Here is a 15,792-nt window from a genome sequence, read left to right on the forward strand (position 1 = left end):
CAATTAAACAAGTGTGTAGAAGAAAGGGTTGACCATTCGTGTCGAAGGCATCATACAATTTCAAGGATTACATTCGAGTCATTCCGGATTTCCCGCAACCGGGCATCCGCTTTAAAGATATTACGACGCTGCTGAAGGATGGAGCAGCTTACCGTGCTGTTATCGAAGAGATGCGCGCTGCGGTTGAGCACTTGAAAATCGACGTTATTGCTGGACCAGAAGCACGCGGCTTCGTCGTAGGCGCTCCGCTTGCGCTGGCTCTAGGCGTTGGATTTGCACCAATCCGCAAGAGCGGCAAGCTGCCGGGCGAAACGATTACAGCAAGCTATGATCTAGAGTACGGCAAGGATGAACTTGCGATGCATAAAGATGCCATTTCCCCTGGTCAACGCGTCCTTATTGCGGACGACTTGCTGGCTACTGGCGGCACAATTGCGACGTCGATGAATCTGATTCGTCAGCTTGGCGGAGAAGTGGTAGGCGCTGCCTTCCTGATCGAGCTTGCTTACTTGACTGGCCGTGAGAAGCTGGACGGCGTTGAAGTCTTCTCTCTGATGACTTACGAATAAAACATCTGTCATGCAGCCGCAAGAGCAGGCTGATGGATGCGCCCCGACGTGGACTCGTCTTCGGACGATTCGCCAATCGGGGCGTTTTTTCCTATAGGGTGATCGTACACGTCACGTCAGGCGGCGAAAGACGCCGTTTTTCTTCCGCAGGAAGTTGACGTAACCGCTCACTTAAAGGCATAATATTAGAAAACTCGGATCGTGCCGCAGCGGCATATCTTATGAGAATACGATGGCGTTAACCCGTACGCTTGGAAAGGGACGTTTCATGGGCATAGAGCAGTTACTTGAGAAGGCATCCGTCTATATGAAAGAGCAGGATCTCATACGCATCAAGGAAGCCTATGATTTCGCAGAGCAAGCCCATCATGGACAAGTGCGGAAATCAGGAGAGCCGTATATTTTGCATCCTGTTACAGTTGCCGACATTTTGGTGGATATGGGCATGGACGTGCTGTCGATTATCGCAGCGCTGCTTCATGATGTCGTGGAAGATACGACCGTGGATTTGGGGACTGTCCGCGCGAAATTTGGCGAAACCTGTGCCATGCTAGTGGACGGACTGACCAAGCTCGAGAAGATCAGGTTTCAATCCAAGGAAGAACAGCAAAACGAGAATTACCGCAAAATGTTTGTCGCGATGGCGCAGGATATTCGTGTCATACTGATCAAACTGGCGGATCGTCTTCATAATATGCGTACGTTGAAATACCAGTCGGAGGAGTCACAGCGTAGAATCGCTTATGAGACACTGGAGATATTTTGCCCGATTGCGCATAGGCTTGGCATCTCTGCGATCAAATGGGAGATGGAGGATATTGCCCTCCGTTATTTGAATCCGCAGCAATATTACCGTATTGCCAATCTGATGAAGAAGAAGCGTGCGGAGCGGGAGCAGTTCATTGACGATGTCATTACCCGAATTCGCGAGAAGCTGGAGGAGATGGGGATTGAAGGCGATATCTCCGGAAGGCCGAAGCATCTGTATAGCATTTATAAAAAAATGACGGCTCGCAATAAGCAGTTTAATGAAATCTATGACCTGCTGGCGATTCGGATTATTGTAGACAATATTAAAGATTGTTATGCGACGCTTGGCATCATCCATACGTTATGGAAGCCGATGCCGGGCAGATTCAAGGACTATATCGCTATGCCGAAGGCGAATATGTATCAGTCCCTGCATACGACGGTAGTGGGACCGAACGGCGAACCGACTGAAGTACAGATTCGAACATGGGAGATGCACCGCACGTCGGAGTACGGCATCGCTGCCCATTGGGCGTACAAAGAGGGCATGGTCGTGCCCGATGGCAACTTCGAAGACAAAATGTCGTGGTTCCGTGAAATTCTGGAGCTTCAGAATGAGACCCGGGATGCAGCCGAATTCATGGAGTCGCTTAAAATGGACTTTTTCGCCGATCTTGTATTTGTCTTTACACCCAGCGGCGAAGTCATCGAGCTGCCGGCGGGATCGGTTCCGCTCGATTTTGCCTATCGGATTCATACAGAAGTGGGCAACCGGACTATTGGCGCGAAGGTCAACGGCCGTATTGTGCCGCTCGACCATAAGCTGAAAACCGGCGATATTGTCGAGATTTTAACGTCGAAGCATTCGTACGGACCAAGCCAGGATTGGGTGAAAATTGCGCAATCCTCGCATGCTCGCAGTAAAATTCGGCAATGGTTCAAGAAGGAGAAGCGCGAGGAGAATGTCGCCAAGGGACGCGACCTGCTGGAGCGGGAGCTCAAGCGTCTTGGCCTTGAACCGCCCGCGTGGATGACGGACGAGAAGCTGCAGGAAGCGGCGGGCAAGTTCTCATTCAATGATATTGAAGATATGATGTCTGCCATTGGTTTTGGCGGCATTACGGCAGCTCAGATTTGCACGAAGCTGACGGAGAAAATGCGCCGGGAAGCGGAAGAAGCCAATCAGATTGAGCTTACGAACGAGAAGAAGGAAATTAAATCGGCAAACGCCAAAAAAGGCCGCCCGAATCATGGCGTTACGGTAAAAGGCGTCGATAATTTACTCGTTCGATTTGCTCGCTGCTGCAATCCTGTACCAGGAGATGCAATCGTTGGCTATATTACGCGCGGACGCGGGGTATCCGTTCATCGCATGGACTGTCTTAACATTCCGTTCGGCATGGATGGAGAAGAGGCGGAGCGTGTTATCGAGGTGGAATGGGAAGAGTCGGTGGAGGCGAATTATAGCGTCGACATTGAGATTACCGGACATGATCGCAGAGGTCTCTTGAACGACGTGCTGCATGCAGTATCGGAGAGCAAGACGAATATCTCCGCGGTGACGGGACGTTCCGTTAAGAACAAGATGGGGCTTATTCATATGACAGTGCTTATTCGCAACGTCGATCATCTGTCTTCTGTCGTGGAGAAGATCAAGCGCGTGCAAGATATATATTCGGTGCATCGCATTATGCAATAAAGGAGATTACTCATTGAAAGTTGTGGTACAACGCAGCAAAGCGGCAAGTGTAACCGTGGAAGGTGAAGTAACGGGCGCCATAAATTCCGGTCTCGTGCTGCTGGTCGGTATTACGCATGAGGATGCGATGGCCGATGTGCGCTGGATGGCGGATAAAATAGCAGGACTGCGTATCTTTGAAGACGAGTCGGAGAAGATGAATCTCTCGGTTAACGATGTCGGCGGTTCTATATTGTCCGTATCCCAGTTCACATTGTACGGAGACTGCCGTAAGGGCAGAAGACCGAACTTTATGGCGGCTGCGCGTCCCGATCAGGCAGAGACCTTGTACAATGCCTTTAATGACGCCCTGCGCGATCTGGGGCTGCATGTGGAGACAGGAAGATTCGGCGCAATGATGGACGTGCAACTGATCAATGACGGGCCAGTGACGATAATTTTGGAGAGCGGCGCTTAAGAATAAGCATACAGGCAACAATAAAGGTAGAGAGCAAGGATGCTTGGTGGTATAGCCGGGCTGCGCTTGTGACACACCGATGTTGGAGGAATGCCTGTCATGCACCAATCGAGAAAAGAGCAGGGCGTGGAGCGTATGGCGAGCGCGCTAATCAATCCCGATCTGCGGGAAGCTAGAATTACAGCAGAGCTGACTACGGATATGGAAGCAGCCGAGGAATGGGAAGGCAGACCGCAGCATGCGGGACGTTCGGGTAACCGGATGTAGCCATGCGTAATAAAAGCGTTTTCGAATTTGTAATAGTACTGTAATCAATTGCTAACGTTCTGTTAACATCCAAGGCCTATAATAAATCTCGACCCCCTTTTTTAAAATATACTTTTACTTTGGACCTGCACAGTGTGCGGGTTTTTTTCTGTCCATTTTTTTGAATATAATCATAGACGCTTTTTTCCTAATAGAAGTAAGGGAGATAAGCACCTGGTTGACTTAAGCGGGTCGAACGGGTAAAATATACTATCAGTATTATCTAATTTGAAATGAGTGTTATAAACGATTCGATGACGGGACAAAGTATGGCCGTACGGATACGCAGAGAGGGATGCCATAGGCTGCAAGCATCCTTATACCGACGACAGGAAAGAACCTCCCTGAGAACGATTGGCGAACGGCTTGGTGCCCAGTAGTTAATTCGCGGTTAACGGACGTTACCCGTTGCAAGCGAGCAATCCGTTGACCGGATCTGTTCGGAATGTGGGTGGTACCACGGAAGCTCAAGCTTTCGTCCCTTCGGCGATGCCGATTGGACGGGAGCTTTTTTTGATTGCTATGAGAATCAATGAAGAAAGTAGGGAAAGGCATGAAATTTCAGAAATCGCCCGGAACGCAAGATATATTGCCAGGTGCGGTAGAGAAATGGCAGTACGTAGAGGGCAAAGCCCGCGACATTTGCCGCCGCTTTAATTTCAGAGAAATCAGGACGCCGCTTTTTGAGTCCACTGAATTGTTTCAGCGCGGTGTTGGCGAGACAACGGATATTGTCGAGAAGGAGATGTATACCTTTATCGACCGCGGCGAACGCAGCCTGACGCTGCGTCCGGAAGGCACGGCTGGTGTTGTGCGCTCCTATGTGGAGAATAAGCTGTTCGGCGATCCGGATGTCAGCAAGCTGTATTACATCGGACCGATGTTCCGCTACGAACGTGCGCAAGCAGGACGCTACCGCCAGTTCCATCAATTCGGCATTGAGGCGATCGGCGCTGTCGATCCGGCGATTGATGCAGAAGTGATTGCCCTTGGCTATACGTTCTACACGGAAGTAGGTCTGAAGGACGTTCGCGTCGAGCTTAACTCCGTCGGTACGCCTGCTGTACGAGCAGCGTTCCGCGAGCGTCTGCTGGAGTTCCTGAATCCGAAGCGCGAGCTGCTGTGCAAGGACTGCCAGTCCCGTATAGATCGCAATCCGCTTCGCGTGCTGGATTGCAAGGTGGACCAGGCGCATTTTGAAGGAGCGCCCTCCATATTGGACAGCTTGGACGAAGAGTGCAACGCACACTTTGAAAAGGTGAAGCAGTGCCTGACGGATATGGGTATCCCTTACGAGATTAACCATAGACTCGTCCGCGGCCTTGATTATTACACGCATACCGCGTTCGAGTACAAGGCCGAAGGGATCGGCGCGATCGATACGATCGGCGGTGGCGGGCGCTACAATGGCCTCGTATCCGATATCGGCGGTCCGGAACAGCCTGGCGTAGGTCTTGGGCTTGGTCTGGAGCGTACGATTCTTCTGCTGGATCATCAGCAGACGGAACTGCCGAATTTACATGAGATCGACGTGTATATCGTTGCACTTGGCGAAGCCGCAGATCGTGAAGCAACTCGATTGGTTTACCAGCTTCGGCAGCAAGGTGTTCGCGCAGAACGCGATTATCAAGGCCGTAAGATGAAAGCCCAATTAAAGTCTGCGGATCGTCTAGGCGCAAAGTTTACCGCTATTCTTGGCGATAACGAGCTGGAGCGCGGTGAGATTGCACTGAAGGACATGGCGAAGGGCGAGCAGCGTATGGTTGCGATCCATGCACTTACTGCTGAGCTTCAGGCTTAAATGAGTATGACCTGCTTAATGATTCCATAACCATTAACGATAAAGCGAGGAGACATGATTATGACGACGATGTTAAAGACGCATAACTGCGGAACATTGACGAAAGCGGATGTAGGACAAACGGTAACACTGAACGGCTGGGTGCAGCGCCGCCGTGACTTGGGAGGCGTATTGTTCATCGACCTTCGCGACCGTACCGGTATTGTGCAGACCGTATTCAACCCGGATTTCTCCGGTGACGCGCTATCAGTCGCTGACCGTGCGCGCAACGAGTTCGTATTAGCTATAAAAGGTAAAGTGGTTGAGCGCGAGGCTGAAACCTTCAACGCTAACCTGGCAACGGGCGAAATCGAAATTCGTGTAACGGAAATCGAAGTGCTGAACGCAGCGAAGACGCCTCCATTCCCAATTGAGGATGCTGTGGAAGTAGACGAGTCGCTTCGTCTCAAGTACCGTTACCTGGACCTGCGTCGTCCGGAGATGCAGAAGACGCTTCTGCTTCGCGCGAAAGCAGCGAAAATTTTCCGCGACTATCTGGATGGACAAGGCTTCATCGAAGTAGAGACGCCGATTCTGACGAAGAGCTCGCCAGAAGGCGCTCGTGATTACTTGGTTCCTAGCCGTGTGCATGAAGGCGAGTTTTTCGCCCTGCCGCAATCGCCGCAAATTTTCAAGCAATTGCTGATGGTCGGCGGCGTGGAGCGTTATTATCAAATCGCTCGCTGCTTCCGCGATGAGGATCTTCGTGCAGACCGTCAACCGGAATTTACGCAAGTCGACATCGAGACTTCCTTCCTGTCGCAGGATCAATTGCTTGGCATGATGGAAGAGCTGTCTGCAAGATTGCTTCGTGAGACAGTAGGCGTGGAGCTGGAGCTTCCATTCCAACGCATTACGTATGCGGATGCGATGAACAAATACGGGTCCGACAAGCCGGACCTGCGCTTTGGTCTGGAAATGGAAGATATTACGGATATTGTCGCATCGAGCGATGTTAAAGTATTTGCAAGCGTAGCGGCTGGCGGCGGCGTAGTTAAAGCGCTGAACGCAAAAGGCTGTGCAAGCTGGAGCCGCAAGGAGCTTGACGACTTGCAGCCGTTCGCAGCTCGCTACGGCGGCAAAGGCCTTGCATGGATCACGGTGAAGGACGGCGAGTGGAGAGGTCCAATCGTGAAGTTCCTGAAGCCGGAGGAGATTGAAGCTTTGACTGAGCGTCTGGGCGTTGAGGAGGGCGACCTGCTGACATTCTCCGCTGACAAGCCGAAAGTGGTAGCAGATGTGCTGGGCAACCTTCGCTTGAAGCTGGGCCGTGATCTGGGATTGATCGACGAGTCGAAATTCAAATTCGCATGGGTAGTAGACTTCCCGCTGCTCGGATGGGACGAAGACGCGAAGCGTTATGTAGCTGAGCATCATCCGTTCACGCGTCCGAATGAAGAAGATCTGCATTACTTCGGCACCGATCCTGGCCAAATCCGTGCGCAGGCTTATGACCTCGTATTGAACGGCTACGAAGTGGGCGGCGGTTCGATGCGTATCTACAAGCGTGAAGTTCAGGAGCAAATGTTCAACGCGCTTGGCTTGTCGCCGGAAGTTGCGCAAGACAAGTTCGGCTACCTGCTGGACGCTTTCGAATACGGCACGCCTCCGCACGGCGGCATCGCGTTCGGTTTTGACCGTCTGGTCATGCTGCTTACGGGTCGTACGAACCTGAGAGAGACGATCGCATTCCCGAAAACGGCAAGCGCAACGGATCTGCTCTGCGACGCACCGTCCGAAGTCGAGCTGTCCCAGCTTGAGCAGCTTCATATCCGTACGGTTCTGAAGCCTAAGCCAGCAGCAGCTGCTGCAGCAGAAGCGCAAGCTTCCGCACAAGGCGAAGAGAAATAAGCTTAAAGCAAAGGAGGCGGCAGAGCATGCTGCATCAATTTTCGCGAACGGAGCTTGCGATCGGCCCGGAAGGGCTGGAGCGGATGAAAGGGAGCACGGTCGCCGTGCTTGGCATCGGCGGAGTGGGCGCCATCGCGGCAGAGGCGCTGGCTAGAACTGGCATCGGCCGGATCATCTTGATCGACAAGGACGTTGTCGACATTACGAATATTAACCGTCAGATCCATGCACTTACGACAACTGTGGGTCAGCCGAAGGCTGACCTGATGCGCGACCGGATTAAGTTGATTAATCCGGAATGCGACGTGATCTCGCTGCGAATGTTTTACACGGAAGAGACGTATGAGCAGTTGTTCGCCTATCCGCTTGATTATGTGGTCGATGCATCGGATACGATCATCTATAAAGTTCATTTGATCAAGCAATGTCTGGAGCGTGGCATTCCTGTCATCTCCAGCATGGGCGCAGCTAACAAAATGGATCCTTCGCGCTTTAAAGTAGCGGATATCTCCAAGACGCATACCGATCCCATCGCTCGCGTCGTACGCACGAAGCTGCGCAAGGACGGCATTAAGAAGGGTGTGAAGGTTGTCTTCTCCGATGAGGAGCCAATAAAGCCGCGTGAGGACGTGACGCAGCGCATTGTGCCGGAGAATGCTCCGGAAATCCGCAAGGCGAAGCAGCCGCCGTCCAGCAACGCATTTGTGCCGCCGGTTGCGGGACTGATCATGGTCAGCGTAGTGGTGAAGGATTTGCTTGAATCGGGAGAAGCCTGAGCATGAACGTCGAACTGGCCCGTAAGCTGAGGCTTGAGCCGGATATGCGGGCAGTCATTTTTCATTCTCCTGCCGATTACGATGTTGTCCTTGAATTGGGATTGCCGGATTCCGCTAGCCGGTCGACGGAGAATGTGCTTGGGGAAGCGGCCTATGAGTTCGTTTTGCTGTTTGTCACTTCGCTGGCAGAGTTAGAGAAACGTGCTCCAATCGCTATCGCAGCAGCGGAGCCGGATGCCTTGTTATGGATTTGTTATCCTAAAGGGTCATCTCGTATCAAGACAGACTTGAATCGCGATACGGGCTGGGCGTTCATGAAGACTCTCGGTACGGAAGGCGTCGCGATGATCTCCATGAACGAGACGTGGTCTGCGATGCGCTACAGACCGGAAGGAGCGGCGAAAACAAGCCGCTCTCGCAAAAAGGACAACGTGTCTGGTGCTGCAGCAGCGAAACGGTCTGCCGCTGTGCCGGATATGCCGGATGATCTGCAAGCAGCCTTGGCAGCATCGCCCGGAGCCCGCGATTTTTATAATACGTTAACGGATTCCATGAAACGGGATTTTTTGAATTGGATTCTGGAGGCGAAGCGGGAAGAGACGAGAGCGAAGAGGGTAGCCGCAACGATCGACAAGCTCGGGAAGGGCCTTAAGCGACCTACCGATAAATAAAAGTATTGCAGCAGCGCTGCGACGGGTTTATCCCGTCGCAGCGCTGTTTTTTTATATCAGGGAAGCGCCGCAAGCACCAGATCGTTCGGCATCGGCAGCAATTCGAATTGCGGGATAGCTAAACTTGGTATATAATAGATTTATAAAAATGAAACCTTGTTTCACCTTATGAAACTAATGGAGGTCAGACATGAAAATTTCAGTCCGAAACCGGAAGGAGGATAATCGATGTCCTACGTTTTTGCAGGTATTGATCATGTGCAGCTGGCAGCACCCGAGGGATGCGAGGAGCAGGCAAGGGCGTTTTTTGGCGGTGTGCTGGGCTGGCCCGAGCTGGAGAAGCCCGTAGCATTGCAGCCTAGAGGCGGCGTCTGGTTCCGCTGTGGAAGCCATGAGGTTCATATTGGTGTGCAGCCTTCCTTCGTGCCAGCGCTGAAAGCCCATCCGGGCTTTGCCGTACAGGGCCTTCAGCAGTTGAAGGAAAGGCTGGGAAGTTGCGGCGTTGTGGTCATCGATGACGAACTCCGACTCGAAGAAGGATATAGTCGTTTCTTTGCATCGGATCCGTTCGGCAATCGGCTAGAGTTTCTGGAGCGAATGGAGATTGCAACATAATTCAATCAAGAGGGAGGACTACAAATATGGACAACAAGGAAAGATTTACGAACCGGGTGGATAATTATGTGAAGTTTCGCCCGACCTATCCGCAAGAGGCGATTGATTTCTTATATGAAAAGCTGGGATTTCGTTCGAATAGCGTCATAGCGGATCTGGGAGCGGGTACGGGGATCTTCTCTAAGCTGCTTCTGGAAAGAGGAAGCACCGTGATCGGTGTAGAGCCGAATGAAGCGATGCGAGAAGCGGCCGTGCAAGCACTTGGCGGCACGGAGCGATACCGAGCTGTTGCCGCATCGGCGGAAGATACGGGATTGCCTTCGCAATCCGTCGATTTCATTGTATGCGCACAATCGTATCACTGGTTTGACAGGGAGCTGGCGAAGGCCGAATTTCAGCGCATTTTGAAGCCGGGCGGCAAGGCTGTTCTCATCTGGAACTCGCGAAAAACGTCCGGAACGCCTTTCCTGGAGCGATTTGAGCAATTGCTGCTCGACTATGGTACGGATTACGAGAAAGTTGGCCATAAGAACATTACGCTGGATACGTTGCGGCCCTATTTTGCAGCTGGCGGACCGGTACTAAATACGTTTTCGATCAAGCAACTGCTTGATGAAGACGCGCTTAAAGGTCGACTCATGTCCTCTTCATATAGTCCAACGCCGGATCATCCCAGATTTGGAGCGATGATCAAGGAATTGGAGGACATTTACCGGAGCAACGAATCAAACGGGGTAGTCGCAATAGAATATGTGACGGAGTTGTATGCGGGCGAGGTATAGTCCGTGGCTTGTTGGTCTGGCGAACGTCTGTGCCTGTATGCTATCATCTAGTTATACCATCATAAAGGATTGAGTGTCGGCATGGACTTATTTAGCTATGAGGAAGCGGAGCGGCCTCGGGCGCGATTGCTCGCGGACCGAATGAGGCCGCAGACGCTGGATGAATATATTGGGCAAGAGCATATGGTCGGCAAAGGAAAGCTGTTGCGCCGGGCGATTGAGGGTGATCAGGTATCCTCGATCCTTCTGTATGGTCCGCCTGGCTGTGGCAAAACTACGCTTGCGAACATTATTTCGCTTCGGACCGAAGGCGATTTCGTCAAGCTGAACGCCGTAGACGCCACTGTCAAAGATGTCAGGGAAGTGATTGACCGAGCGAGGTCGAACAAGACCTTGTATGGTCGTAAAACGACTCTGTTTCTCGATGAGGTTCATCGCTTCAACACGTCGCGTCAGGATGCGCTTCTGCCTGCTGTAGAGCAGGGTATTATCATCTTCATCGGCGCGACAACGGAGAATCCGTTCCACCATGTGAATGGAGCCCTCCTCTCCCGCTCGACGTTGTTCCAGCTCGAAGCGCTGGAGGAGAAGCATTCCATGGAGGCCATGCGCCGTGCTATAGAGGATGCGGACCGAGGCCTTGGCTTCATGAAGCTGATGGTGGATGAAGAAGCGCTGCAGCATATCGCTGACATGTCCAGCGGCGACATCAGGCGGTCTCTGAATGCGCTGGAGCTGGCAGCGGTGACGACGCCATCCGAGCCGGACGGCTCCGTTCATATTACACTGGAGGTTGCGCAGGAGTCGGTACGAAAGCCTTCGATTCGGGCCGATATGTCTACGCAATACGATATATTGTCGGCTTTCCATAAGAGTGTCAGAGGATCGAGCGACGCTGCCTTGTTCTGGTTTCTCTATGCGGTGGAGAAGCTTGGTATGGACCCGATGACCTTTCTCAGAAGGCTGATCGTTGCCTGCAGCGAAGATATCGGTCTTGCGAACCCGCAAGCGATGATTCAGGCAGTGACTGCGATGGACGCTTATCATAAGATCGGCTGGCCGGAGGCCAAATATAACATTTCCCAGGCCATTCTATTCGCCGTTGAAAGTCCGAAGTCTAATGCGACAGCGGTAGCGATTGGGAATGTGATGAGTGCCATTGAGCGCAACGGCAATCTGGAGGTGCCGCTCCATCTTCGCGACACGCATTATAAGGGCGCGACTCAGCTTGGTCATGAAGGCTACAAGTATCCGCATGACTTCCCGAACCATTACGTGAAGCAGCAATACTTGCCTGATCCGCTTTCGAAAGTTTCCTTTTATAAAGCAACAGAACAAGGAATGGAAGACAAGATCAAACAAAATCAGCAGCGTCGCTCCAAGTGACGCTGCTGATTTGCATATACGGAAGATGCACCGCGCAAGTCGGGCTCATAAATGAAGGCAGGATGCAATAGGTTAGAAATAGAATCAATGCTCGTATGAGAACCTGCTACGGCGGCAGACGTCAGGCGGAGAAGGAGGCAATGATGAACGTACTCGATCGCGAAGAATACAAGAAATGGGCGCTAGTCAGGCAAAAGGGCAAGTTCCGTTATATGGTGAAATGGATTCTCTATTTTTTTCTCTTCATGACGCTAGTTCATGGATTTCTATCGCTGGTAAACGGCACGGAATTTGGACTTCAGGAAGTATTGATCGTACTGGCCATAAGCTTGCTGATCGGCAGCATTGGTTCCATGCTGAGATGGATGTTTTTCGAAAAGCGGTTCAGTAGCAGCCATGACCACAATTCATCGCTATGAAGATAACTCTGATCGTGGTCAATAGATAACCTCACAGGACCACTCTCCCTGCAAGGGCAAGTCCGGGAGCGGGGGCAATTGCAGCGCTTCCGCCGCTTCCTGCAAGTGCTGCTTCTGGAATTCAAGCCCTCCCGTGCTTCGTTTATGGGCGGATAGCCAATCCATTTGTCCATACTGGTCGTTGCTTAGTGCCCGCAGATCACGGCTGTAGAACGAAGCATCCCATCGAATGCGAGACAAGACTGCATGAATGAGCGAGAGAGGAAAGCCGTTCGCCGAATGGATAAGCCGGGCGGCACGCTCCGGCTCGCGACGAATAAAAGCATGTGCTCTCAGATGGGCCTTCAAATAGGCTATGACAATAGTAGGGTTATGCTGTATCCACTTGCCGTCAGCAACCAGTCCCGTCAAATAATCGGTGCCTATCCCTTCCATCTGGAGCGGCACGCCTGCCCCGATTGCTTGCACCCAGCTCAGATAAGGCTCCCACAGGATGCTGGCGCCCACTCTTCCTTCCATAATGCCGTTTATGCATTCGCTCATGCCGCGATGAATGACAGGCTCGCTTCCAAGGCCGCTTGTGCCTACCCATTCCTTTAATCGATAAGAAGAGCTTGATCCGCCTACGATAGAGATAGATGAGGAAGTCAATTCATCGGAGTATCGCACCGTGCTCGTCGAGGGGACAACTAGAGCAATGCCTTCTCCGCTTTGTGCTTTCCCATCAAACGCCAGCACTTGCGGATCATAACCTGGCAATATCCGACTCAGCGTGCGACTGGCCATAATAGGATAATCGCCAACGGAGGCAATATGGACTTGCCCCGCAATTTGCTTCTCGATCAGCTCCATGCCGTTCGGAGCGTCCACCCAACGTATATTCGTTTTCGTATAGGGGTTTAGAAGACGCAATTCTTCTTCAAAGAGGCCAAGCTGTTTCATAATAATAGAGCTCCATAACAAGGCGGCTCCGCTTTGGTACCCAACGACAACAACTTGTTCTCTTTCAGTTTCCCTTGAGAGGGGGACATGGGAGCGGCTGGAGATGGCATGCTCCTGAATCCACTGTTGCAGCTGCTCCTTGTCAATCCATATTTCTTTGCCAATTTTAATGTGCGGGAGTTGCTTCTCCTTGCGCCAGCGATCGATGGTGGCACGGCTAATCTGCAGCAAATCCATCGCCTCATGCAAACGTATAAGATTAAGCTCCTCTTTCATCCTTTATGTGCCTCCCCGCAGCATCCCACTCATACTTCTATAATTCAAAGTTAACTTATAGGAATTATCATATATCATTATCATAATCGATGATTCGTCAAACTTCAATCGCTTTGCCCTGTCCTATTTTCCTCATTCCTCCTCATTGTTCCTTATCTTTGCTCAATTTGTTGACAGCAGAATCGAGCCATGATACTTTTTTTGGGAAATACTCAGTAATTCGGTTGGAATTATGAGTTTAAAACGAGATAAGAAGGGCAGTGGGGCTATGAATAAGGGATCGCAATGGAAAGCTGGGAGATTAAAGGTATGGATCAGTCTAGTGTCGCTATTTGCTCTCGTTACGATTTCGGCTTGCGGGTCGACCGGGTCAAGTGAGGGCAAAGAGGGAGCGTCCGGCAAAGTGGTTCGGATCGGCTATCAGAAGTACGCGTCCGTGAACATCATGAAGGAACGCGGAGGCTTGGCAGAGGAGCTGAAGAAGGGAGGTTATACGGTAGAGTGGACGGAGTTCCCGGGCGGCCCTCAGCTGCTGGAGGCGCTGAACGTAGGCAGTCTGGACTTCGGTCATACGGGTGAGGCTCCGCCGATCTTTGCTCAGGCAGCGGGCGCTCCTCTCATATATTTGGCCCATTCACCGGAAAGCCCGAAGGCGGAGAGCATTCTGGTACCGGAAAATTCACCGATTCAAAGCGCTGCCGATCTGAAAGGAAAGAAGATCGCGCTTAATAAAGGCTCCAACGTTCACTTTTTGCTAGTGAAATATTTGGAGAATCATGGTGTGGCGTACGATGATGTAGAGGTGGTCTACTTGCCGCCAGCGGATGCAAGAGCTGCGTTTGAGAAGGGCAGTGTCGACGCATGGGTGATTTGGGAGCCATTCTACTCTGCCGCCCAGTTGGCCACCAAGGCGCGCGTTCTTGCCGATGGAGAGGGCCTGGTGAAAAACTACGAGTTCTATTTGGCCTCGCGTGACTTTGCAACCGCCCATTCGAAGGCAATCGATATCATTCTGGAGCAGCTGGAGAAAACCGACCAGTGGGCGAAGGACCATCAGAAGGAGGTAGCGGAGCTGCTGTCGCCTGCGCTTGGCCTGGAGGTTCCGTCGCTGGAGCAAGCGTTGTCCCATCGCGGCTGGGGCATCATTCGAGTGAACGAAGAGACGATTAAAGCGCAACAAGCGATAGCCGACACGTTCCTGAAGCTTGAGCTTATACCGGAAGCCATTGATGTCAGTAAAGCAGTGTTGAAGTAACGAAAGATTGGACCTTACACCCTACTTAGGAAAAGGAGCGCGAATGATGGAGTTATTCTGGTTTATTCCCCTGCATGGCGATGGGCGTTACTTGGGCACCTCGAAGGGCGCCCGTGCCCTGGACTTCGATTATATTCGGCAAATCGCCCAAGCCTCAGATCGCCTCGGCTATCATGGCGTACTTGTTCCGACGGGCAAAGCCTGCGAGGATGCGTGGATTGCGGCCTCCTCACTCATCTCCGCGACGCAAAATTTGAAGTTTCTCGTAGCGGTCAGGCCTGGCTTAATGTCGCCTTCGGCAGCGGCCCGGATGGCCTCAACATTCGATAGGCTCTCTGGAGGCAGGTTGCTGGTGAATGTGGTAACGGGCGGCGATCCACATGAGTTGGGCGGTGACGGCATCTTCTTGTCGCACAGCGAGCGTTATGAGCAGACGGACGAATTTATGACGATTTGGCGCCGGCTGATGGAAGGTGAGGAAGTTAACTTCGCTGGCAAATATTTGAGAATCGAGTCGGGTGAAGTGATGTTTCCGGCGCTTCAGAAGCCGTATCCGCCGATTTATTTCGGTGGTTCATCCCCCTCAGCACTGCGGATTGCTGCCGATCACGTCGACTATTACCTGACCTGGGGTGAACCTCCTGCAGAGGTAGCGAAGAAGCTGGAGGACGTACGGAGATTAGCCGAGGCGAGCGGAAGAAAAGTGAAATTCGGCATCCGCTTGCATGTCATCGTCCGTGAGACGGAAGAGGAAGCTTGGGATGCCGCTAATCGTCTGATTCAGCATGTGGATGAAGGGACGATCGAGGAGGCCCAGCGCATTCTATCCAGATATGATTCCGTCGGGCAGCGCCGTATGGGAGACCTGCATAAGGGGGACAAAACCTCGCTGGAGATTTCTCCTAACCTGTGGGCAGGCATCGGTCTGGTGCGAGGCGGCGCGGGGACGGCGCTTGTAGGCGATGCAGACAACGTGGCTGCCAGAATCCAGGAATACAAGGAGCTTGGCATCGAAACCTTCATTCTGTCGGGATACCCGCATCTGGAAGAAGCCTATCGCACGGCAGAGCTTCTGTTCCCTAAGCTTCCATTGTCGCCAAGACAAATTGCGGAAACAGCTGGTATTCCAGCGATAGGCGAGATTGTAGCTTACAACAAACGGCCGAGGGCTGCCTTGCAGCCGTAACGCTGGAAGGGT

15 protein-coding genes are annotated in these 15,792 nt (G+C 52.2%); 14 read left to right on the top strand and 1 reads right to left on the bottom strand.

Annotated elements, in window-relative coordinates; genetic code table 11:
* Positions 1 to 38 precede the first annotated feature (38 nt).
* From DX130_RS02480 to DX130_RS02530, 12 genes are all read left to right on the top strand, one after another.
* Positions 39 to 569: an adenine phosphoribosyltransferase gene (locus DX130_RS02480; protein WP_116042560.1), complete on the top strand. Its 531-nt coding sequence runs from the start codon at positions 39 to 41 to the stop codon at positions 567 to 569.
* Between the two features lie 268 nt (positions 570 to 837).
* Positions 838 to 3,018, top strand: a complete 2,181-nt coding sequence (locus DX130_RS02485; RefSeq protein WP_116042561.1) for a RelA/SpoT family protein — start codon at positions 838 to 840, stop codon at positions 3,016 to 3,018.
* Between the two features lie 13 nt (positions 3,019 to 3,031).
* Positions 3,032 to 3,475 (top strand): D-aminoacyl-tRNA deacylase, encoded by a 444-nt coding sequence (dtd, locus tag DX130_RS02490; RefSeq protein WP_116042564.1) that lies wholly within the window; start codon positions 3,032 to 3,034, stop codon positions 3,473 to 3,475.
* A gap of 99 nt (positions 3,476 to 3,574) precedes the next feature.
* Entirely contained in the window at positions 3,575 to 3,742 is a 168-nt protein-coding gene (locus DX130_RS26315; RefSeq protein WP_165861128.1) for a hypothetical protein, read from the top strand.
* A 592-nt stretch (positions 3,743 to 4,334) separates the two neighbouring features.
* The gene (gene hisS / locus DX130_RS02495; RefSeq protein ID WP_116045671.1) at positions 4,335 to 5,582 is read left to right on the top strand and encodes a histidine--tRNA ligase; all 1,248 of its coding nucleotides are present in this window, start codon (positions 4,335 to 4,337) and stop codon (positions 5,580 to 5,582) included.
* Between the two features lie 69 nt (positions 5,583 to 5,651).
* Positions 5,652 to 7,472 (top strand): aspartate--tRNA ligase, encoded by a 1,821-nt coding sequence (gene aspS, locus DX130_RS02500; protein ID WP_116045673.1) that lies wholly within the window; start codon positions 5,652 to 5,654, stop codon positions 7,470 to 7,472.
* Positions 7,473 to 7,498: 26 nt separating this feature from the next.
* A complete protein-coding gene (locus DX130_RS02505; protein ID WP_116042566.1) occupies positions 7,499 to 8,248 on the top strand; it encodes a tRNA threonylcarbamoyladenosine dehydratase in 750 nt (249 codons plus the stop codon).
* 2 nt (positions 8,249 to 8,250) lie between these two features.
* Positions 8,251 to 8,919: a YdeI/OmpD-associated family protein gene (locus DX130_RS02510; protein WP_116042568.1), complete on the top strand. Its 669-nt coding sequence runs from the start codon at positions 8,251 to 8,253 to the stop codon at positions 8,917 to 8,919.
* A 228-nt stretch (positions 8,920 to 9,147) separates the two neighbouring features.
* Positions 9,148 to 9,534, top strand: coding sequence for a VOC family protein (locus DX130_RS02515; RefSeq protein WP_116042570.1), 387 nt, complete (start codon positions 9,148 to 9,150; stop codon positions 9,532 to 9,534).
* 26 nt (positions 9,535 to 9,560) lie between these two features.
* Positions 9,561 to 10,316, top strand: a complete 756-nt coding sequence (locus DX130_RS02520) for a class I SAM-dependent methyltransferase (protein ID WP_116042572.1) — start codon at positions 9,561 to 9,563, stop codon at positions 10,314 to 10,316.
* A gap of 81 nt (positions 10,317 to 10,397) precedes the next feature.
* Positions 10,398 to 11,702: a replication-associated recombination protein A gene (locus tag DX130_RS02525; protein ID WP_116042574.1), complete on the top strand. Its 1,305-nt coding sequence runs from the start codon at positions 10,398 to 10,400 to the stop codon at positions 11,700 to 11,702.
* Positions 11,703 to 11,842: 140 nt separating this feature from the next.
* Positions 11,843 to 12,121 carry a hypothetical protein gene (locus tag DX130_RS02530; RefSeq protein WP_133297877.1) on the top strand — a complete coding sequence of 93 codons (279 nt, stop codon included), beginning with the start codon at positions 11,843 to 11,845 and terminating at the stop codon, positions 12,119 to 12,121.
* Positions 12,122 to 12,139: 18 nt separating this feature from the next.
* Here the strand turns inward: DX130_RS02530 and DX130_RS02535 are convergent, their stop codons facing one another.
* On the bottom strand, positions 12,140 to 13,339 hold the full coding sequence (locus tag DX130_RS02535) for a helix-turn-helix domain-containing protein (protein WP_116042577.1): 1,200 nt from the start codon (positions 13,337 to 13,339) through the stop codon (positions 12,140 to 12,142).
* A gap of 268 nt (positions 13,340 to 13,607) precedes the next feature.
* Between DX130_RS02535 and DX130_RS02540 the strand changes: the two genes are divergently transcribed.
* Together DX130_RS02540 and ssuD are read left to right on the top strand one after the other, a co-directional pair.
* Positions 13,608 to 14,594, top strand: coding sequence for a sulfonate ABC transporter substrate-binding protein (locus DX130_RS02540; protein WP_116042579.1), 987 nt, complete (start codon positions 13,608 to 13,610; stop codon positions 14,592 to 14,594).
* Between the two features lie 46 nt (positions 14,595 to 14,640).
* Complete coding sequence (ssuD, locus tag DX130_RS02545) at positions 14,641 to 15,780, top strand: FMNH2-dependent alkanesulfonate monooxygenase (RefSeq protein ID WP_116042581.1); 1,140 nt, start codon at positions 14,641 to 14,643, stop codon at positions 15,778 to 15,780.
* Positions 15,781 to 15,792: the final 12 nt, after the last annotated feature.

It is taken from the genome of Paenibacillus paeoniae, assembly GCF_003388735.1.
Lineage (GTDB): Bacteria > Bacillota > Bacilli > Paenibacillales > Paenibacillaceae > Pristimantibacillus > Pristimantibacillus paeoniae.